This is a genomic window from Lysinibacillus sp. NPDC095746 (assembly GCF_044763535.1).
GTDB lineage: Bacteria > Bacillota > Bacilli > Bacillales_A > Planococcaceae > Lysinibacillus.
In genome coordinates, this window is the sequence record NZ_JBIWGL010000034.1 from 14,336 (window position 1) to 34,276 (window position 19,941).

Genomic DNA, 19,941 nt, shown 5'->3' on the forward strand with positions numbered 1-19,941 from the left:
CAATGATACCTGATCATTTTTTCTTGCTACCTGATCAGTTTTCGATGATAACCGATCACTTTTTCTCGCTACCTGATCAGTTCTCGGGGATACCCGATCACTTTTTCTCGCTACCCGATCAGTTTTCGATGATAACCGATCACTTTTTCTTGCTACCTGATCAGTTTTCGGTAATACCCGATCACTTTTTCTCGCTACCTGATCAGTTTTCCGGGATACCCGATCACTTTTTCTTGCTACCTGATCAGTTTTCAATGATACCTGATCATTTTTTCTTGCTACCTGATCAGTTTTCGATGATAACCGATCACTTTTTCTCGCTACCTGATCAGTTCTCGGGGATACCCAATCACTTTTTCTCGCTACCCGATCAGTTTTCCGGGATACCCGATCACTTTTTCTCGCTACCCGATCCGTTTTCCGGGATACCCGATCACTTTTTCTCGCTACCTGATCAGTTTTCGGTAATACCCGATCACTTTTTCTCGCTACCCGATCAGTTCTTCTCTTTACAAATGAAAAAACGCATCCTCATAAAAGGATGCGTTTTTGCTTAAAGGGTCATCATATAATAGACACCGACTGCCAAAAATGCGATGCAGACAACGATTAGTACTTTTGCTAATTTTTCCATGTCATTACACTCCTATGCAATACTTGCCCCAATCACAAACGATAGACCGAGTGAAATGGTAAAGGAAATGAAACCGACTGAGCGATTATCGTTAGCAATTTCTTGATCAACATTAAAACGGGGTGTCATAAATTCAAATAAGAAATACGCCACAATTAGTAATGTAAAACCAAAAAGGCCCCAGCCAATCATTTCACTTAAAGTGCTGTGGCGCGCAATGGAAAAGCGAAAAATATTACAAATCCCCAGTATTTTCCCGCCTGTTGCAAGTGCCACAGCGATATTACCATTTTTAATTTCTTCCCAGTTTTTATATTTCGTAACGACTTCGAACAATGCCATCGAGACGACTAAACATAATACAACAACACTAAAATATCCTGCCGTTTCGATAATTGGATATCGCCAAAAGCTAGAATTCAGCATTTTTCTCCGTCCCCTTTACTGCTTATTTCAATTCCACAACCGTGACACCTAATCCTCCCTCACCCGCTTCACCAAAACGGAAGGATTTTACACGCTTATGCTTTTTCAAATAACTTTGAATTCCCTGACGTAATGCACCTGTACCGACACCATGAATAATTGATACACGCCCATAGTTAGCAAGCAAGGCATCATCAATATATTTTTCCGTACGTATGATGGCATCTTCATACCGTTCGCCGCGTAAATCTAATTCTAATTTTACATGACTATTGCGATTTTTTACACCAGCCATACGTTGAACAGGTTCTTTTTCGGGTTTAATATACTCTAGATCACTATCTGAGATTTTCATTTTCAGAATACCCATTTGCACAACCCATTCGGTATCCGATACTTTTTCGAGCAATGTACCCCGTTGTCCATAGCTTAACACCTTTACCTCGTCTCCGACAACTAAGTTTTGTGCACGAGCCTTTACTTGTGCTGCTTTTTTCAACACTTTATTGTTTTCAAGCGGGGTAGCTTCTTCCAATCGTTTACGTGCTTCGATGAGTTCATGCTCTTTAACAACTTGGTCTGCATTTTTGCGCATTTCTCGCAGCTCAGCAATAATTGATTCTGCTTCTCTTTTTGCTTCATCAACAATTTTACGAGCCTTTTCTTTCGCTTTTTTATCGAGTGCTTCTTTGCGTTCTTCGTAAGCTTGTAGTTTTCCTTGTAGCTCTTTACGAAGTTCTTCAGACTCCATAAGTAATTCATGAGAGCGTTCTGCATCATCTTCAGATTGGCGACGAGTCTCTTCTAGTGAAGCAATCATTGACTCTACCTCATGGCGATCTGTACCTGTAAAGCTTTTCGCACGGTCAATAATCGATTCTGGTAAGCCCAGACGACTTGAAATTTCAAATGCATTAGAGCGGCCTGGTACACCAATAAGTAGACGATATGTTGGACTCAATGTCTCAATATCAAACTCTACACTTGCATTGGCAACCCCTGGACGATTATAGCCATACGCTTTTAGCTCAGGATAGTGCGTTGTTGCCATAACGCGGGCGCCACGACCATGTACTTCATCTAAAATGGAGATGGCCAGAGCTGCCCCTTCCTGAGGATCTGTCCCGGCACCTAATTCATCAAATAGAACGAGTGATTCCAAATCAAACTTTTGTAAGATATCTACTATGTTGACCATATGGGAGGAGAATGTTGACAGTGATTGTTCAATTGACTGTTCATCTCCAATATCTGCAAAAAGCTGCTTGAAAACAGCAAGCTCTGAACCATCAAGTGCAGGCACTGGTAACCCAGCCTGTGCCATTAATGTACATAGTCCAACTGTTTTTAAAGTGACGGTTTTACCGCCCGTGTTTGGCCCTGTAATCACAATTGCCGTAATGTCTTTCCCAAATTCAATATCGTTAGGAACCGCTGTTTCAATTGGTAAAAGCGGATGACGTGCACGAACAAGTCGAATATAGCCATCGTTATTCATTTTAGGCATTGTACATTTGTTCGCTTGCCCATATTTGCCTTTAGCTAAAATAACGTCAATCTCACCTAGTACTTTTACTAAATTAAATAAATCTGGGGCTACTTCCTCTACCATTGCACTTAAGGCAAGTAAGATGCGTTCAATTTCAGCTTGCTCTTTCATTTTTAATCGATGAATTTCATTATTCGCTTGTACAATCGAATCTGGCTCGATAAATAATGTTTGGCCCGAAGAGGATTGGTCATGCACAATTCCACCATAATGATGACGATACTCTTGCTTAACGGGAATAACAAAGCGATCATTACGAATCGTTACAAGTGTATCTGAAAGCATTTTTGAAGCATTGCTCCCACGTATAAGGCTTTCCAGCTTAGAACGTACTTTGGCCTCCTCTGCGCGCAAAGACTGGCGAATTGAACGCAAAGTTTGGCTTGCAGAGTCTAGCACAGAACCGTTGTCATCAATACAGTTATTAATTTCATGTTGCAAGCCTGTCAAAACAGGCATCGCTTCTTTTTTTGCGATGAAATGAGGAATCTCAATCACTTCTTCTGATTGTATATCTTCTATAAAATTGCGAAGAATTCTACTAGCTCGAATTGTACTTGAAACTTCCATTAGTTCCATCGCTGAAAGCATGCCACCGATTTGTGCACGCCTTGCAGCTGGTCGCACATCAAAAATCCCACCCATCGGCACATTGCCTTTAACACGTAATATGGATAGTCCTTCATCCATTTCTTCTAATAATTGTACAACTTTTTCAAAGTCTGTCTGTGGTACAAGCTCATCAACCGCTGATTTACCGATTGAAGAAGTACAGTATGTAGCCACTTGCTGACGTACTTTATCATATTCTAGTGTTTTCAATGCGCGTTCTGCGATCACTGAGAACACCTCCTCAATCTATTTATTTCGTCGAATAAACGCTTCAAATTGTTTTCGCGTCCATGTATTCACAATTATATCCTTTTTTAACCATGCTCTGTTTGCATAGCGCACCCCAATATCCATAAAGCGTAAATGAGCAATATCATGGGCATCCGTATTGATTGCTACGGGCACACCAGCTGCCAAAGCCATTTCTAAATGCTCTACACATAAATCAAGACGATATGGATTCGCATTTAACTCTAAAATTTTACCATATTCCTTTGCCCACGAAATTAATTGTCCCATATCAGGATTATAGCCATTACGATCCTCAATAATGCGACCAGTTGGATGTGCAATCATATGAACGTACGGATTTTGCATCGCCGTAAGTAAACGTGCCATAATTTTGTCCTGCGATTGTGTAAAGCTAGAGTGAATAGAGGCAATGACAAAGTCTAATTCTTTTAGCACATCATCTTCAAAATCTAGGGAACCATCCGGCAAAATATCCATTTCTGTCCCCGCATATAAATGAAAATCAGGATGTGCTTCATTAAACGCCTCAATTTCAGCACGTTGCTTTGTTAAACGCTCTGGCGTTAGACCATTCGCTACTTTTAAAAATTGTGAATGGTCAGTAATAACACTATACTGATAGCCACGCGCAATCAATGCTTCGCCCATTTCAGCAATAGAGTATGCACCATCGGACCAAGTCGTATGCATATGCAAATCTGCTTTAATATCTTCTATTTTCACTAGACTTTTAATGTCATTCGTTTTGTCAAATTCCGATGTTCCTGTACGCAAACTCGGTGGAATAAATGGTAAATCAAAATGCGCAAAAAATGCTTCTTCATCCTTAAACGTTAATACGGTGCCATTAGCCTGCTCTACACCATATTCACTAATTTTTTCACCACGGGCTTTAGCAATTTGACGCATGCGTACATTGTGATCTTTCGAGCCTGTGAAATGATGCAAAGCTGTTGCATATTCTACATCTCTTACTAATCGGAAATCTGCACTTACAGGCTCATCTAGATCTAAAATAACTGAAATTTTTGTATCACCAGCTGCTACGACTTCTTGTACAGAAAGCTTATTCAGTAACTTTTCACGTACAGTTTCAACTGCTTCAGTTACAACAATAAAATCAATATCTTTACTTGTTTCAGCTGCACGACGGAAGCTTCCTGCAACAGAAAAACGTTCTACTTCTTCCATACTACCTAGAAGAGCTTCAATTTGTAAAACAACTGGCTCCAGCTGCCAAATCGGTAAACGTTCTGATCGATTTGCTAAATTTGCAAGCTCCTTTAAAATTTTTTCTTCAGTCTTAGCCGCAAAGCCTGCTAGCTCACGAACTTTACCTTCCTCACAAGCAGCCTTTAAACTGTCCGCAGAATCAACCCCTAACTCTTGATGAAGCTTAGCAATTTTTTTACCACCTAAGCCTGGAAGTTTTAATAGCGGGAGCAATCCTTTTGGTACAATTTCTTCTAATTCTTTTAATAAGCTTGATTCACCATTTGTCATTAAATCCTCAATAACCGCAGCTGTACCTTTACCTATACCCTTAAGCTTTGTTACATCTTCCATCTCACTTAACGAGCGCTCGTCCCCTTCGAGTGCGGCAGCAGCTTTTCGAAAGGCAGACACTTTGAATGGATTTTCCCCTTGTAATTCCATATACAATGCAATTTTTTCAAATGTGCGAATAATTGTTTTTTTGTTCATTGGGAATTCCTCCTATCGTAAAAACACTTCCCTCAAAACCGAGAGAAGTGCACAGTTTGCTATTGCATATAAATATACCACCAATTTTGGAACATACTTGTAATAATTGGGGTGTGTTCCAAAATGAGACCACTTAACAACGACTTCGACATTAAACTTTGAATAGAAGCAACTGGCAATAAAGCAAGAATGTACAGTAAAATAAACATAATTAAATAGTTTTCAATCATGCCAAACAATGCTCCAAGCCAGCGATTCACTGTACCTAACACAGGTAAATACGCTATAAAATCAAAAATCGATGCCACAATTTGCAATGTAATTTTCACCGCAAAGAAAATAACTGCAAATGCAATGACACGGTAAAAAGTGCGGTCTAAATCCAGGCTATCAATAACTACTCCAAGACTACCTGAATCTGTTACACCTGGATACGGAACCCAAAACACAAATTTTTGTGCTAATGGTTTATAATAGATATACGCAACTATTAGGGCAACTATAAAGCTAACGATATGCATCATCTGAACAATGAAACCACGTTTTGCACCAACGATGAGCCCGGCTAATAGCACCACTAATATGATTAAATCTAACATTCACTTCAACCCTTTAATTTTTTCAATTCTTCTTCTAGTTTTTCCATTTGTTCTTTTAATAGTAAATAGTCATGAACGGTATTTACTGCTGTAAGAACGGCGAGCTTTGTGCTATCAAGAGAGGGATTATGTACATTCATTTCGCGCATACGGTCATCAACAATTGAAGCGACAAGTCGCATATGTCCCATGGATTCAGAGCCGACCATTTTATATGTATGACCGTAGATTTCCACAGAAATTTTATTCTTTTCTTGATTTTCCATAGTCGCACCCTCCTTTAAAAATTTTTGTGCTCACGAATTTTTTTATTGTGAGCTGCTTACACAAAAAAGCTATTTATTATCATACCATGAAAGGTATAAAATTGTGAACAACGAGGACAGAAAGGAACGAGTAAATGTCAAATATTGTACTTTCCATATCAACAAATAGACAAAAAGAGGTAATGTCATACTATGCCAACCATTTTATAGAGCGTAAAGCTCCAGGTGTAATCTTTGCCGCAAAGCTCCCAGATACAGCAATTACGATGTACAAATCAGGTAAATTAATGTTCCAAGGGGGAGGAGCTGAGCGAGAAGCTGCGCGCTGGGGAAACATAGAAGAACAAAATACACAAAAATCATCGTCGATAGGAGTAAAGGGCGACGTTCTTCCAGAAGGTTTTGCTACGATGTCGGTGCTAGGCTCAGACGAAACTGGTACTGGTGATTATTTCGGTCCAATAACAGTTGCAGCCGTATATGTCCCATCATCAAAAATTGCGCTTATAAACGAACTTGGTGTCAAAGACTCAAAAATGCTAACGGATGATTACATGCGTAAAATAGCCCCTGATTTACGAGCAGCTTGTGTCCATAGTGTACTTGTACTACGCAATGAAAAATATAACGAATTACAATCACGAGGCTACTCTCAAGGTAAAATGAAAGCTATGATGCACAATCGAGCACTTAAAAATGCACTGGCGAAAATGGCGCCCGAAAAACCAGAACATATTTTGATAGATCAGTTTGCGGAACGCGGCGTTTATTACAATTACTTAAAAAATGAACGAGATATTGTTCGGGAGAATGTGCTATTTTCTACGAAGGCCGAGCAACTACATCTTTCCGTAGCAACTGCATCAATATTAGCTCGTGCTGCATTTTTAAAAGAAATGGACCGTCTGAGCGAGATTGCTGGGATAGAGTTGTTGAAGGGAGCTTCAGCGAAAGTAGATGCGTTAGCAGGACGCATTTGGCGGAAACAAGGTGAGGAATTTTTACGTACCATTACGAAATGGCACTTTGCGAATACTGAGAAAGCTAAAAAGATGAAATAATATTGGTCTATTTGACAAAAAAATTTCGCTATACTCCAGCAGATTACAAGTTATACACAACTAGTTCTCTATTGTAGTTAGCGAAATTCTTTCTATCAAAAACTTATTATGATCAGATTTTTGTTTAGCCTAATATTTAAACTGTTTAATGGTTTGTTGTAGATTTTCAGACATTTTAGCAAGGGCTTCTGCCGATGCAGCGATTTCTTCCATAGAAGCAAGCTGTTCCTCTGTTGCGGCGGATATATTTTGTGCACTTGCTGTATTGTCATTTGTTCGCTGAAGCACACTTTCAATTCCTAGAGCCACTTGATTGGAGTGTTCAGAAATAACTTTTGCTGTCTCTGAAATTTGTCCTATTTCATAGGTTACGCTTTGCACATTATCACTAATTTCTTTGAATGACTTTCCTGCCATATTTGTTACATCAATTCCCTTTATTACCTCAGCTGAACCAGCAGCCATTGATTCAACCGCTAGTTTTGTATCGGCTTGAATATAATCAATGATATCTTTTATTTGCATGGTTGATTGTGCGGATTGCTCAGCAAGCTTTCGCACCTCATCAGCAACAACTGCAAAACCTTTTCCATGCTCACCTGCACGAGCAGCTTCAATTGCAGCATTTAGAGCTAAAAGATTCGTTTGATCAGCAATTTGCGTAATAGCCTCTACAATACGTCCGATTTCATTTGAACGATCACTTAGTGTTTGTACGGTGTTTTCAAGTGCTTGGACAGTACTTTGAATCATTTTCATTTGGCCTATTGCTGTTTGAATAGTTTCGTCTCCTATCACAACAGCCTCCATTGCTTTATGGGACATCTCATTAACGGTATCGGACTTAACGGCAATTTGTTGAATGGATGAAGACATTTCAAGTACAGCGTTAGTGCTATCATTAATTGTTTCGGCTTGCAAATCAACCGTTTCAGCAAATGTTTGAATGGAATCAACAATTTGCGATGTAGCTCGTTTATTTTCAGATGTACTTGCTGTAAGTTCCTCCGATGATGCAGCTAACTGATTGGATTCCTCACCAATGTTACCAACTACACTACGTAAAGATAGAATCATTTTATTGAATATATCTGCCAATTTACCTATCTCATCATGTCTTTTAATATCAATTAAAATACGTAAATCACCATCTCCAACCTGCTCAGCTACTGTTGACAACTTATTTAATGGCTGAGTGATTGTTCTTATTATGAAAGCACCAATGATTCCAAATACGATTAGTGCAATGACAATAACGGTCATCGTGTTTATTAATATTGGTTTTGTGACAGCTGCTACGTCTGCCAAATCCATAGTCCCAATAATTTTCCACCCAGTTAGTTTATTAGTAGTAAAAAACACTCGATGCTTTTTCCCATCTTCTTCAATGGTAAAACTACCTTCTTCTTTTCCTTGTATCTTTTCTATATACGACTTTTTGAGCTCCGATCCTGCCTCTAATTGTGGATCAGCAATAATAAGATTATTGGCATTTACTAATGTAGCATAGCCATTATCACCAATCTCCACTGATTTCACTAGCTCGGAAATTCCGTCTAAATTTAGACCAATAGAAATAACCCCTGAACGATCCTGTAAACCAGCTGATACTGCTAATATTAATTCACCTGTAATCGTTGATTTATATGGATCAACCATAACGCCTTTACCTGGTGATTCAATAGCCTTTAAGTACCATGGTCGCGTAAATGGATCATAATCGGCTGAGGATTTAGCATATGGCTCACGCATAAATTTGTGCCCCTCAATTGCTAAATTGACAACAGAGACATTGCTATGTAAAGCATTATATTTTTCTAATTCCTTTAAAGCATCTGCATCTTGCACATTTTTATTAAAAGAAGCAGCTAAATACTCCGCATCACTTTGAATAGGTGATATCTCATTTGAAATTAGTGTATTTAATAAATCGACACTTTCGCGCGAGCTATTACTTAATTCCTTGTCATATTGATCAGAAGCCTTCAAATATGAAAACGTACCAATGGCAATACTGGGAATTAAAAGTGTCAAAGTAAACGCCCATATTAATCGGGCACGCATGGAAAAGCCTCTTCTTTTTCGATGATTTTTCATAATAACTACCACCCAATAGTAAAATTTTCTATCCAAATTATACTATACACAAATATAAATCAAAAATTTATTTTTTGTTATTTCTAAATATTGCGAAAAACCCTTCTCTTCAGTGCTTTATTTTCTCCATGTGAATAAAACAAAAAGCTGCCTCATTAAGAGACAGCTCACAAAAACATAATCAATAATGCCTCGGCATAATAGCTCCGGAGGCTTAACTTCTTTCAGCGCTTTAGAGCTACATCTGTACTGGTCGCTACGCGTTCGGTACAAAACCTATATGCTGAAAAGAAGTTAAAAATTAACGTACTTCTGTACCTTCAATTGTTGCAATAGCTTTTAACACTTTGTTATGTGCTGCAACAACCTCTTCATCTGTTAAAGTACGTTCTGGATCGAAGTATGTTAGGGAGAATGCAACTGATTTTTTACCAGCCTCCATTTTTTCACCTTCATATACGTCGAATACACGAACGTCTTTCAATAATTTCACGCTTGCTGAGCGAATCGCAGCAATAACCTCTCCAGCTGTTGTTGTACGGTCCATGATAAGGGCAATATCACGAGACATTGCTGGGAAGCGAGGCACTGGTGTATAACCAAGAGGTGCTTCTTTTGCATTAGCATTTAATAATGTTACTAGATTCATTTCCATTACATATGTGTCTTTGACACCCCATGCTTTTTGCTCTGCTGGATGTAATCCACCAATAATACCCACTTGTTCACCGTCTAAAAGAATGCTAGCAGTACGTCCTGGATGTAATCCATCTACTTCAGCTTTTACAAATGAAATACGGTCCTCTAAACCGAGCTTACCGATAACACCTTCTACAATGCCTTTTAAGACGAAGAAATCTACTGCTTTTTTCTCCCCTTGCCAAGCATGGTCAAGCCATGTTCCTGTTACTACTGCCGCCACATGCTCTTCCTCGTACGGTAGCCCCTCTTCTGATTGACCAAGGAATACTGAACCGATTTCATACAATGCCACATTGCCAGCTTTACGTGCAACATTATACGCAGCCGCTTCAATTAAATGTGGGATAAGACTTTGACGTAGTGTTGAACGGTCCTCACTCATCGGCATTAGTAAACGTGTTACTGGCTCAGCTTTCAATGCAAAGCGTTGTGACAATGCATCTGAAGTTAATGAGTAAGTGACAGCTTGGTAAAGGCCTGCCCCCTCCATATAGTTACGAACAACACGACGATTTGCTTGATATGGTGTTAGACGACCTACTTGGTTTGCTCCCTCTGGTAACGTCATCGGGATTTCATCATAGCCATATAAACGAGCAATTTCTTCTACAATATCTTCTTCAATTTTAATATCTTGACGACGTGTTGGTGCATCAACGATTAGTAAACCATTTGCTGCTTCTACGCCAAATTTAAGACGCTCTAAAATAGTCAACATTTCTTCTAATGAAATTTTCATACCTAAACGTTCATTAATAAAATCTGGAGAAACGACAACACGTGCCGGTGATTTATCTAGCTCATCTACGATGCATGTTCCCTCTAACACTTCCCCACCAGCTAGTTCAGCTAGTAGTGCAGCAGCACGTTCTGCAGCTGGTAATACACGGTTAGGGTCAACACCCTTTTCAAAGCGAGCAGAAGCATCTGAACGAAGTCCAAGATGACGTGATGTTTGACGTACAGTTAAACCATCGAAATAAGCAGATTCGATCACAACCGTTGTTGTAGAATCATTTACTTCAGAGTTAGCACCACCCATTACACCTGCGATAGCTACTGGCTCTTTGCCATTTGTAATGACTAAATCTGTTGCTTTCAATGTACGCTCTTGGTCATCTAAAGTAGTAATTTTTTCGCCATCTGTTGCTTTACGCACTACGATTTCACCTGTTGCAAGACTATCGTAGTCAAAGGCATGAAGCGGTTGACCGTATTCCATTAAAATGTAGTTCGTTACATCGACCACATTATTATGAGGGCGTACACCTGCTGCCATTAAGCGATTTTGTAGCCACATCGGCGATTCCGCGATTTTTACGTTTTTCACAACTTTTGCTACATACATTGGGTTTGCTTGTAAATCTTCTACTCGAAGCTTTAACATGTCTTCTGCTTTTTCAGAAGATGTGCTGTAGGCGATTTCTGGATACTTCACTTCTTCAGATAGAATGGCGCCAACTTCATACGCCACACCTAGCATTGACAGTGCATCTGAGCGGTTTGGTGTTAAACCAAGCTCTAATACTGTGTCACGTAAACCTAAAATAGCAAGGGCATCTGAACCGACCTCAGCTCCCTTAGGAAGCACATAAATACCTTCAGAATATGCTTTAGGAACTAGTTTCCCTTCGATTCCTAACTCTTGTAATGAACAAATCATGCCGTTTGATTCATGTCCACGAAGTTTCGCTTTTTTTATTTTAATGCCGCCTGGTAAATGTGCACCAGGACGAGCGACAATAACTTTTTGACCAGCATCTACGTTTGGAGCACCACAAATAATTTGTTGTGGTTCAGCTTCACCAACATCCACTTGGCAAATATTTAATTTATCTGCTTCAGGGTGTTTTTCCTTTGATACGACATAGCCGACAACAACTTTATCCATTGCGTTAGCACGGTCAATTACTGCATCTACTTCAATTCCAGAGCGCGTAATTTTTTCAGCTAACTCCTCAGGTGTTAAATCCTGTGTATTTACATAATCTTTTAACCAATCTAATGATACTAACATTTGTTATCCCCCTTACGCTTCTGTTCGCTCGAATTGTGATAAGAAACGTGTGTCACTTGTATAGAAATGACGAATATCGTCGACACCATATTTCAACATTGCAATACGTTCAGCACCAATACCGAATGCAAAGCCTGATACTTTCTTTGGATCATAGCCAGCCATTTCAAGTACATTTGGATGCACCATTCCAGCTCCTAATATTTCAATCCAGCCTGTACCTTTACATACGTTACAGCCAGAACCACCACATTTGAAGCAAGAAATATCCATTTCAACAGATGGCTCTGTGAATGGGAAGAAGCTTGGTCGAAGTCGAATTTCGCGGTCCGCACCAAACATTTTTTTCGCTAATGTATCAAGTGTACCTTTAAGGTCACTCATGCGAATATTTTCACCGATCACTAACCCTTCAATTTGCATGAATTGGTGAGAGTGTGTAGCATCATCGTTGTCACGACGGAATACTTTCCCTGGACAAATAATGCGAATTGATTCACCCTTCTTCTCTTCCATCGTGCGAGCTTGCACAGGAGAAGTATGCGTACGTAATAATATTTCCTCGGAAATATAGAACGAATCTTGCATATCACGAGCAGGATGTCCCTTCGGTAAGTTTAGTGCCTCGAAGTTATAATAATCCTTTTCCACTTCCGGCCCTTCAGCAATTTCATAGCCCATACCGATAAATAAATCTTCAATTTCTTCAATAACACGTGTTAATGGATGACGATTGCCAACTTTAATTTCACGGCCAGGTAAAGTGACATCAATCGACTCACTTGCTAATTTTTCAGCAATGGCTGCTTCCTCTAGCACAGTTACCTTTTCCTCTAATACAGCCGTTACCTTTTCACGAACTGTATTGACTAAAGCACCCATTTTTGGGCGTTCCTCAGCGGATAATTTCCCCATACCTTTTAATAAATCAGTGATAGGTCCTTTTTTCCCTAGATATGCTACTCGCACATCATTTAATTCCTTTAAATTTGCTGCCGCTTCAATTTTAGCAAGTGCTTCTTGCTCTAATTGCTTTAATTGCTCTTCCATGTAATAAACCCTCCTTGTTCAAATCCATGCCAATTTTGTTGATGGCATAAAAAAAACTCGCCCCTAAAAAAGGGACGAGGACATATTCGCGGTACCACCCTAGTTATTGCAAGGAAAATTCCTAACAATCACTTCATTGACATAACGACTAGATTAAAGCCGGCATACCTTTACAGCGTTTCGCTGGTCCCGGTAGCTGCTCGCAGGATGAATTCAAAACTGCATTGGTACGGCACTGGCTCTCAATCATCGGCCTGCACTCCCTGTCGTCCATTCACAATCTTTACTACTTCCCGGTCAAAGCATTTTCGTTTACATTTTAACAGTGATTATACAATACTATACCAATTCAAATCAAGAGCCATGTACCTATTGCCATCGATAAAAATGGTTCTATCGGCAATTTTTAGGCTCATCGCCAAAAATTGCAGATGACATTTGTTAAACCATATTCCATATATTAGTTGATTTGGAGTGGAGACTGGGCAGGAACGAAGGCTAAAAGCATCACATCCTGTGATAACGCCTTCGTGACCACCATCGTGTTGGCCCGACCCTACAGCGAAGCGGCTCATCAGACGCCCTCAGGAAGCTTTGCTCCGTGCGAAAGCGAAGCGGCAGCTACAAATGTTTTTCTGTGCGAAAGCGAAGCGGCAGCAACAAAGCGCCCAGTCGGAACGGAAATCAACCACACTTTATGGTGATGACCAAAAATTTTAACGATTTCACCATATTCTTGCAATTACAGTTGTCATTGCTTTTATTACCTACTTAACAAATCCATATAAAACGATTCCTGTTGCTACTGCTACGTTTAGAGACTCCGCTTGTCCCAAAATTGGAATAATAATATTTTGATCTGTCATCGAAAGTAGTTGTGGATGAATACCACTACCTTCATTCCCCATCATGATCGCGAATGCACCAGTATGTTCAACATCGCTATAGACAACTGCATCCTCATCTAAAGCAGTCCCAAATACTGGTACACCATTATTTTGTAGCTGCTCAATCCATTCCTCTAAATCGCCTCGAATGACCGGGATATGGAAATGTGAGCCTTGTGCAGAACGAAGCGTTTTAGGATTATATAAATCCGCACAGCCCTTACCGAGTATGACTGCATCCAAACCAGCTGCATCTGCAGTACGAATCATCGTTCCAATATTTCCTGGATCTTGCACGGCATCAATTAGCAGCACCTTTCGCCACGTGGCCATTACACCTTCGTCTAATAAAGGCTGCTTACAAACCGCAAATACACCTTGTGAAGTCTCCGTTTCAGCAAACTCCTTGGCAACAGCAGCCGTTACCTCAACGATGGCTACATTATCAATCGGCCAAAGCATTGGTAATTCTACACCTTCACGTACAATTAGTTGCATCACTTGTTCCGTATTTTTTAATGCTTCTTCCACCAAGTGGAATCCCTCTACTAGGAATTCTCCTGATCTTTCACGCTCTTTACGTGTTGTAGCAAGCTTCTTCCAATATTTCACTAACGCATTTTGCGTAGATTCAATTCTTTTCATCGTACCTCGTACCGCCTTTTTCCTATATATTGTTCATTATTATACAGTAGAAAACGACAATTACATAGTCATGCAAAAAAACAGTTTAATTGTTATTTTTCTATTACAAATGTTTTCTGTGCTAAAGCGAAGCGGCAGTAACAAATGTTTTCTGTGCGAAAGCAAAGCGACAGCTACAAAGTTTTCTGTGCGAAAGCAAAGCGACAGCTACAAAGTTTTCTGTGCGAAAGCAAAGCGACAGCTACAAAGTTTTCTGTGCGAAAGCGAAGCGACAGCTACAAATGTTTTCTGTGCGAAAGCGAAGCGACAGCTACAAATGTTTTCTGTGCGAAAGCGAAGCGACAGCTACAAATGTTTTCTGTGCGAAAGCGAAGCGGCAGCTACAAATGTTTTCTGTGCGAAAACGAAGCGGCAGCTACAAATGTTTTCTGTGCGAAAGCAAAGCGCAGCTATAAAGCGCCCAACCGTAACGGAAATCAACCACACGCTATGGAAATGAGCAAAATTATTCCCTACTCGACAATAGGGGATTTTTCAGTGATATATGTTATAATTTTCATTATTTTAAGAATGCACAATGGGGATGAAAATAAATGAAAAAAAATGTACATGTAGTCGGTGCAATTATAGAAAATGATAAGCACGAAATTTTTTGTGCGTTAAGAAATCCTAATATGGTACTAGCAAATTATTGGGAATTTCCTGGTGGTAAAATTGAAGAGGGCGAATCTCCTGATCAGGCTTTGACTCGTGAAATATTAGAGGAATTTAATTGCTCTATACAAGTCGGTGAAAAGGTTGAGGATACGATTTATGAATATGAAAAATTTATCGTACGCTTAGAAACATTTAAAGCGTCAATTACAAAAGGAGAGCCTGTCCTGTTAGAACATGCTGAAATTAGATGGGTTCCTCGAAATGAGCTGCTAAATCTTAATTTTGCTCCCGCTGATATTCCAGCGATCAATAAAATACTTGCAGAAAAATAGAGAGTGAAAGTGAAACTTTAATCAGTGGGGGTTCTTTCCTCCCCACTGATTATTAGTCTTCACAACAGGCTTTTACAGGCAGTTCATCTTCCTCAATTAAAGCCATTTTTTATTTGGTGGAATACTTTGAGGAAAATGAAATACATTAAACGGATCGTATTTCCCCTTTACCTCTCTAAGCATTCTAAGATTACGACCATAATAGGCAGTTGGCCAATCTTTTATAAAACGATCCGGGAAATTCACATAATCGCCAGCAGTGTAAGGTGACAAAGCTCTTCTTAAATTCTCCACCCACTGAATATTTTTTTCTTCTTCTTTAGCTTTTTTCCATGAAGTATTATACTCCTGAGCAATCAAAGCATTCCTATAATAATAAGCTGTCCGATTTGACCCAATTTGACTGATCGTACCTCTAAGAGATTGCTGCCAAATAGTCGTGTCTCTATTTGGCGTATTCGTTAAAAATTCTTTCATTTTTACAATAGCAGCATGAGGGAATGGCCTTTCAATAAAGGATCCTGACCTTTTACGGAAGGCTGGTTTGTTGCCGCTCGGTAAGTCAAAAAATTCTACCGCTTTAATATACGGTACTTCCTTTATCCATATATTCACTGGTGAACCTGTTTTCCTTAATGGACGGAGTAGTTTCTTTAACTCAGATGCCGTACCTATAAACTCACCTTGAGCAACAATTTCGCCCACTTCCTTAGATTTAAGCTCAATCTGTGAGGTCAAACGTTCATCTGTATATGGCGCCCATTTTTGCCATGTGTCAAAGGCTCGTTCAAAATCTTCCCATCCCCATGTAATGGAGAAAATCGATACGTTAGAAATAGGATGCAGTTTAAATGTAAGAGCTGTAACGATGCCGAAATTCCCACCGCCCCCGCCACAACTTGCCCAAAATAAATCACTATTTTTCTCCTTGTCAGCTTGGATTACTTCAGCCCCTTCATGACCATTTGCAACAACCATTTCAAGTTCAAGTAAATTGTCACATGTTAGCCCAAACGGACGTGATAGCATGCCAATTCCGCCACCAAGTGTCAAACCAACAACCCCTACACTACCTTCAGTTCCTGCCGGGATTGTAAAACCATTTTCCCATAATATCCGATATACTTTTCCTAAATTAGCGCCCGCTTCAATTCTTGCTGTCATATCTTGCTGGTTAATAGTTATGTCATGCATATCACTAACATCTATAACGAGACCTTCATTTAATAATGAATAATTTTCATAGTTATGTCTCCCACTTCTGATTCGAAATAATTCATTATTTTCTCTTGCCCATCTTAATGCATTGATAACATCTTTCGTATGTCGACAAAATACAATGATACCGGGAAATTTGGGATCATTTAAGTTATTATTTGTTCTTGCTTGCTCATAGTCCGGATCTTTAGGGGTAACAATTCTTCCTGTGAGCTTTACTTTCTTCAACACACAGCTCCTCTCTCAAATGATGCAATACATATGTTTTATCCTATGCGTATCACTTGGAAAGAATATGAAAATCGGAATTTTTATCGCTTAAAAATGAAAGATAAATGCTCATTCTCTTTATTCATACATATGATGCTATATTGAAACCACTAAGGAGGTGTCCTTATGATTATCCATGTTGTAAGCGCTGGTGAAACACTTTGGCAAATTGCAAACAGCTATTCTGTACCTACCAATTCCATTATCCAATTAAACGCTTTATCTAATCCAGATCAATTAGTAATCGGGCAAGCACTCGTTATCCCTTCCCCTTACACAACCCATATTGTAAAAAAGGGTGACACCTTATGGTCGATCTCTCAACATTACGGGGTGACTATACAATCGATTATCACAGAAAATCATTTAACAAATCCAGATGTTTTAACACCTGGAACTAGACTAATTATTCCACCTACTACACATATTGTGCTGCCAGGAGAAACTCTATCGCAAATTGCTACACAATTTGGAACGACTGTTCAAGCAATCGTTTCAGAAAATGGAATTTCTAATCCAAATATGATTTATGCTGGTGCGCATTTAATTATTCCGAGAGCAAAGCCTACCATTGAAGTAAATGCTTATACGTATCAAGAGCCTAAAGAAGCCGTACAGTCGATTAACGCAATCGGTCATCTACTAACTTATTTTAGTCCCTTTGCTTATATGGTGAAGGAGGATGGGACATTACAGCCTATAAAGGATAAAGAAATGATCGATGCAGCTATTACTAAGAACATTACACCTATGTTAACCCTTACGAATTTCTCTTCCACAGAAGCCGGTTCCAACTTATCACATGTTATTTTATCTAGTGCAGATTTACGGGAAAAGGTTATCCACAATACTTTGCAAGTGATGCAGGAAAAGGGCTATAAAGTCCTAAACGTTGATTTCGAAAACGTTCTTCCAGCAGATCGAGAGAATTACAACACTTTCCTCCAATTAGCTGTTGATCGTCTTCATCCAAAAGGATTCCTAGTATCAACGGCACTTGCCCCAAAAACGAGCGCAACGCAGGCAGGAACTTTATATGAGGCTCATGATTATGAAGCACACGGAAGAATTGCAGACTTTGTCATTTTGATGACATATGAATGGGGATACCGACTTGGTCCACCACAAGCTATTTCACCCATTAACGAGATGAGAAAAGTTGTGGAATATGCTTTATCCGTTATGCCTGCTAACAAAATATTTTTAGGCTTTCAAATTTATGCTCGCGATTGGCTTCTACCACATGTTAAAGGCCAAGAAGCAGAAACATTCAGCTCTCAAGAAGCCGTTAATAGAGCAATAAAACATGGGGCAACCATTCAATATGATAGGACGGCACAATCACCATTTTTCCGATATGTCGATGAACAAGGTAGAAATCATGAGGTATGGTTTGAAGATGCTAGAAGTGCACAAGCTAAGTTTGATATGACGAAAGAATATAATCTTCGAGGTATTAGCTATTGGGCGTTAGGTTTCCCATTCCCGCAAAACTGGGCGTTATTAAATAATGATTTTTCTATCAAAAAGGTTTCATTATAAATAAAGACTCATCGTGATGGTGAGGATGATTTCGGTCCTAAAGGATTTTCATTTGGCCAAAAGGATGTTAATCATGAAGTCGTTCTTGGAGTTTAGCACGTATTACGCTTAGTATGCTCATTTAAGACGATCTATTAACACAAAAAGCACTAAACATATATACAATAAATTCTTACCTTTCCCTAGTTTTTCCCATGATAAAAAGATCAATTCAAAGCCATATTAAGAAATATCAAAAAGAAAGGAGAAACTGAACATGGGAAGAGACAATAAGCAAGGTCAAAGTGCCAATAAAGGGTCATTACCTCAAACGCCGAAAAACCAAAAAATAGCGCCTAACAAAGTTAGTGAAGAGTTTTCTCAAGAGTTTATGAACATGATAAATTCAGTCACTAAAGAAGGCAAAACAAAAAAATAAGGGGGCCTTCAAGTGGAATATACACGTGCACAAGAAATTGTCGCCTCACCAAAAGAATATGAAGTAAGCTATAATGGCGTATCGATTTGGATTGACAAACTTCATGATGATGGTAAAACTGCAACTGTCCATTTACGTCGGTCTTTAGAGGAACGCTCGGAAGTGGACATAGGAGAATTAAAAGAAGAGTACCTCGTACATTAAACTTTATCATCAAATATAAAACTGCTTACTTCCTGTGATGAAGTAAGCAGTTTTCCTATTTATTATGTCAATAAAATTCCTATTACCGTCAAACCGAGTGTTTGATTTCCGTTCCGGCCGGGCCATTCTGGGGGCGTCTGATGAGCCGCAAGGAGTCGACAGTCTTGATTCCAATCAACCACTTCATCATTTTGACTTCTATCCGTCGCCTTGATGGTTCTATCCACGACTTTGGCTGCTCTATCCATCATTTTGACGGTTCTATCCACGGTTTTGGCTGCTCTATCCATCGCTGTGGCCGCTCTTTCCGTCGCTTTGACTCCTCTTTCCATCGCTTTGACGATTCTATCCATCGCTGACTGCTCTTTCCGTCGCTTCGGCTCTTCTTTCCGTCGCTTTGACTGCTCTATCCATCATTTTGACGGTTCTATCCACGATTTTGGCTGCTCTATCCATCGCTATGGCCGCTCTTTCCGTCGCTTTGACTGCTCTTTCCGTCGCTTCGCCAGTTCTTTCCATCGCTGACTGCTCTTTCCGTCGCTTTGGCGGTTCTTTCCGTCGCTTCGGCTCTTCTTTCCGTCGCTTTGGCGGTTCTTTCCGTCGCTTCAGTTCTTCTTTCCATCACTTTGACGGTTCTATCCACGATTTTGGCTTCTCTATCCGCCGCTTTGACTGCTCATCCGTCGCTTTGGCCGTTCTATCCATCGCTTCAACTCTTCTTTCCGTCGCTTCAATTATTCTTTCCATCGCTTTTGCCTTTCTATCCTTCGCTCTATTTTTCACCACTGAAAATCTCAAC

At 39.6% G+C, this 19,941-nt stretch carries 20 protein-coding genes; 7 read left to right on the forward strand and 13 right to left on the reverse strand.

Annotated elements, in window-relative coordinates; all coding sequences use genetic code 11:
- Positions 1-557 (forward strand): hypothetical protein (locus ACIQ7N_RS20010; protein ID WP_402935439.1); only part of this gene is annotated, 557 nt, incomplete at its 5' end.
- An 89-nt stretch (positions 558-646) separates the two neighbouring features.
- Here ACIQ7N_RS20010 and ACIQ7N_RS20015 read toward each other — a convergent pair.
- Genes ACIQ7N_RS20015 through zapA form a run of 5 tightly spaced genes read right to left on the reverse strand, consistent with a single transcriptional unit; the run spans position 647 to position 6,042 of the window.
- Complete coding sequence (locus ACIQ7N_RS20015) at positions 647-1,060, reverse strand: DUF350 domain-containing protein (protein WP_132357141.1); 414 nt, start codon at positions 1,058-1,060, stop codon at positions 647-649.
- Between the two features lie 22 nt (positions 1,061-1,082).
- Positions 1,083-3,449 (reverse strand): endonuclease MutS2, encoded by a 2,367-nt coding sequence (locus ACIQ7N_RS20020; protein WP_402935442.1) that lies wholly within the window; start codon positions 3,447-3,449, stop codon positions 1,083-1,085.
- An 18-nt stretch (positions 3,450-3,467) separates the two neighbouring features.
- The gene (polX, locus tag ACIQ7N_RS20025) at positions 3,468-5,177 is read right to left on the reverse strand and encodes a DNA polymerase/3'-5' exonuclease PolX (protein ID WP_402935445.1); all 1,710 of its coding nucleotides are present in this window, start codon (positions 5,175-5,177) and stop codon (positions 3,468-3,470) included.
- Between the two features lie 59 nt (positions 5,178-5,236).
- Positions 5,237-5,776 carry a CvpA family protein gene (locus ACIQ7N_RS20030; RefSeq protein ID WP_132357144.1) on the reverse strand — a complete coding sequence of 180 codons (540 nt, stop codon included), beginning with the start codon at positions 5,774-5,776 and terminating at the stop codon, positions 5,237-5,239.
- Between the two features lie 5 nt (positions 5,777-5,781).
- The gene (gene zapA, locus ACIQ7N_RS20035) at positions 5,782-6,042 is read right to left on the reverse strand and encodes a cell division protein ZapA (protein WP_132357145.1); all 261 of its coding nucleotides are present in this window, start codon (positions 6,040-6,042) and stop codon (positions 5,782-5,784) included.
- 134 nt (positions 6,043-6,176) lie between these two features.
- On the opposite strand from zapA, the gene rnhC reads away from it, so the two are divergent.
- Positions 6,177-7,103 carry a ribonuclease HIII gene (rnhC, locus tag ACIQ7N_RS20040; RefSeq protein ID WP_402935448.1) on the forward strand — a complete coding sequence of 309 codons (927 nt, stop codon included), beginning with the start codon at positions 6,177-6,179 and terminating at the stop codon, positions 7,101-7,103.
- Positions 7,104-7,232: 129 nt separating this feature from the next.
- On the opposite strand, the gene ACIQ7N_RS20045 is transcribed toward rnhC, so the two are convergent.
- The 4 genes from ACIQ7N_RS20045 to ACIQ7N_RS20060 all read right to left on the reverse strand — a co-directional run bounded on the left by ACIQ7N_RS20045 (position 7,233) and on the right by ACIQ7N_RS20060 (position 14,501).
- Positions 7,233-9,200, reverse strand: coding sequence for a methyl-accepting chemotaxis protein (locus ACIQ7N_RS20045; RefSeq protein WP_402935451.1), 1,968 nt, complete (start codon positions 9,198-9,200; stop codon positions 7,233-7,235).
- A gap of 301 nt (positions 9,201-9,501) precedes the next feature.
- Positions 9,502-11,919, reverse strand: coding sequence for a phenylalanine--tRNA ligase subunit beta (pheT, locus tag ACIQ7N_RS20050; RefSeq protein ID WP_402935454.1), 2,418 nt, complete (start codon positions 11,917-11,919; stop codon positions 9,502-9,504).
- Positions 11,920-11,931: 12 nt separating this feature from the next.
- Entirely contained in the window at positions 11,932-12,969 is a 1,038-nt protein-coding gene (gene pheS / locus ACIQ7N_RS20055; RefSeq protein ID WP_132357149.1) for a phenylalanine--tRNA ligase subunit alpha, read from the reverse strand.
- Positions 12,970-13,736: 767 nt separating this feature from the next.
- On the reverse strand, positions 13,737-14,501 hold the full coding sequence (locus tag ACIQ7N_RS20060; RefSeq protein ID WP_402935457.1) for a TrmH family RNA methyltransferase: 765 nt from the start codon (positions 14,499-14,501) through the stop codon (positions 13,737-13,739).
- Between the two features lie 144 nt (positions 14,502-14,645).
- Between ACIQ7N_RS20060 and ACIQ7N_RS20065 the strand changes: the two genes are divergently transcribed.
- A complete protein-coding gene (locus ACIQ7N_RS20065; RefSeq protein ID WP_402935460.1) occupies positions 14,646-15,098 on the forward strand; it encodes a hypothetical protein in 453 nt (150 codons plus the stop codon).
- Complete coding sequence (locus ACIQ7N_RS20070) at positions 15,095-15,490, forward strand: (deoxy)nucleoside triphosphate pyrophosphohydrolase (RefSeq protein WP_402935463.1); 396 nt, start codon at positions 15,095-15,097, stop codon at positions 15,488-15,490. Before ACIQ7N_RS20065 ends, ACIQ7N_RS20070 begins: the two co-directional genes overlap by 4 nt.
- Positions 15,491-15,586: 96 nt before the next feature.
- On the opposite strand, the gene ACIQ7N_RS20075 is transcribed toward ACIQ7N_RS20070, so the two are convergent.
- Positions 15,587-16,936, reverse strand: a complete 1,350-nt coding sequence (locus ACIQ7N_RS20075) for an FAD-binding oxidoreductase (RefSeq protein ID WP_402935466.1) — start codon at positions 16,934-16,936, stop codon at positions 15,587-15,589.
- A gap of 168 nt (positions 16,937-17,104) precedes the next feature.
- On the opposite strand from ACIQ7N_RS20075, the gene ACIQ7N_RS20080 reads away from it, so the two are divergent.
- The 3 genes from ACIQ7N_RS20080 to ACIQ7N_RS20090 all read left to right on the forward strand — a co-directional run bounded on the left by ACIQ7N_RS20080 (position 17,105) and on the right by ACIQ7N_RS20090 (position 19,142).
- Positions 17,105-18,520, forward strand: coding sequence for a LysM peptidoglycan-binding domain-containing protein (locus ACIQ7N_RS20080; RefSeq protein ID WP_402935469.1), 1,416 nt, complete (start codon positions 17,105-17,107; stop codon positions 18,518-18,520).
- A gap of 256 nt (positions 18,521-18,776) precedes the next feature.
- Complete coding sequence (locus tag ACIQ7N_RS20085; protein ID WP_248716778.1) at positions 18,777-18,938, forward strand: YfhD family protein; 162 nt, start codon at positions 18,777-18,779, stop codon at positions 18,936-18,938.
- Positions 18,939-18,950: 12 nt separating this feature from the next.
- Positions 18,951-19,142, forward strand: a complete 192-nt coding sequence (locus ACIQ7N_RS20090) for an H-type small acid-soluble spore protein (protein ID WP_132357154.1) — start codon at positions 18,951-18,953, stop codon at positions 19,140-19,142.
- Positions 19,143-19,204: 62 nt separating this feature from the next.
- On the opposite strand, the gene ACIQ7N_RS20095 is transcribed toward ACIQ7N_RS20090, so the two are convergent.
- The 3 genes from ACIQ7N_RS20095 to ACIQ7N_RS20105 all read right to left on the reverse strand — a co-directional run bounded on the left by ACIQ7N_RS20095 (position 19,205) and on the right by ACIQ7N_RS20105 (position 19,928).
- Entirely contained in the window at positions 19,205-19,495 is a 291-nt protein-coding gene (locus tag ACIQ7N_RS20095; protein WP_402935473.1) for a hypothetical protein, read from the reverse strand.
- Positions 19,488-19,661 carry a hypothetical protein gene (locus ACIQ7N_RS20100; protein ID WP_402935476.1) on the reverse strand — a complete coding sequence of 58 codons (174 nt, stop codon included), beginning with the start codon at positions 19,659-19,661 and terminating at the stop codon, positions 19,488-19,490. The genes ACIQ7N_RS20095 and ACIQ7N_RS20100 overlap by 8 nt, the downstream gene beginning before the upstream one ends.
- A gap of 102 nt (positions 19,662-19,763) precedes the next feature.
- Positions 19,764-19,928: a hypothetical protein gene (locus ACIQ7N_RS20105; protein ID WP_402935479.1), complete on the reverse strand. Its 165-nt coding sequence runs from the start codon at positions 19,926-19,928 to the stop codon at positions 19,764-19,766.
- Between the last annotated feature and the right edge of the window lie 13 nt (positions 19,929-19,941).

Bases quoted from the DNA above. Each gene is read 5' to 3' on its own strand.
- ACIQ7N_RS20080 (WP_402935469.1), top strand. From the start codon at position 17,105: ATGATTATCCATGTTGTAAGCGCTGGTGAAACACTTTGGCAAATTGCA.
- ACIQ7N_RS20100 (WP_402935476.1), bottom strand. From the start codon at position 19,661: ATGGAAAGAACTGGCGAAGCGACGGAAAGAGCAGTCAAAGCGACGGAA.
- ACIQ7N_RS20060 (WP_402935457.1), bottom strand. From the start codon at position 14,501: ATGAAAAGAATTGAATCTACGCAAAATGCGTTAGTGAAATATTGGAAG.
- polX (WP_402935445.1), bottom strand. From the start codon at position 5,177: ATGAACAAAAAAACAATTATTCGCACATTTGAAAAAATTGCATTGTAT.
- rnhC (WP_402935448.1), top strand. From the start codon at position 6,177: ATGTCAAATATTGTACTTTCCATATCAACAAATAGACAAAAAGAGGTA.
- ACIQ7N_RS20065 (WP_402935460.1), top strand. From the start codon at position 14,646: ATGTTTTCTGTGCGAAAGCAAAGCGACAGCTACAAAGTTTTCTGTGCG.
- ACIQ7N_RS20085 (WP_248716778.1), top strand. From the start codon at position 18,777: ATGGGAAGAGACAATAAGCAAGGTCAAAGTGCCAATAAAGGGTCATTA.
- ACIQ7N_RS20015 (WP_132357141.1), bottom strand. From the start codon at position 1,060: ATGCTGAATTCTAGCTTTTGGCGATATCCAATTATCGAAACGGCAGGA.
- ACIQ7N_RS20070 (WP_402935463.1), top strand. From the start codon at position 15,095: ATGAAAAAAAATGTACATGTAGTCGGTGCAATTATAGAAAATGATAAG.
- pheS (WP_132357149.1), bottom strand. From the start codon at position 12,969: ATGGAAGAGCAATTAAAGCAATTAGAGCAAGAAGCACTTGCTAAAATT.
- ACIQ7N_RS20045 (WP_402935451.1), bottom strand. From the start codon at position 9,200: ATGAAAAATCATCGAAAAAGAAGAGGCTTTTCCATGCGTGCCCGATTA.
- ACIQ7N_RS20095 (WP_402935473.1), bottom strand. From the start codon at position 19,495: ATGGATAGAATCGTCAAAGCGATGGAAAGAGGAGTCAAAGCGACGGAA.
- ACIQ7N_RS20030 (WP_132357144.1), bottom strand. From the start codon at position 5,776: ATGTTAGATTTAATCATATTAGTGGTGCTATTAGCCGGGCTCATCGTT.
- zapA (WP_132357145.1), bottom strand. From the start codon at position 6,042: ATGGAAAATCAAGAAAAGAATAAAATTTCTGTGGAAATCTACGGTCAT.
- pheT (WP_402935454.1), bottom strand. From the start codon at position 11,919: ATGTTAGTATCATTAGATTGGTTAAAAGATTATGTAAATACACAGGAT.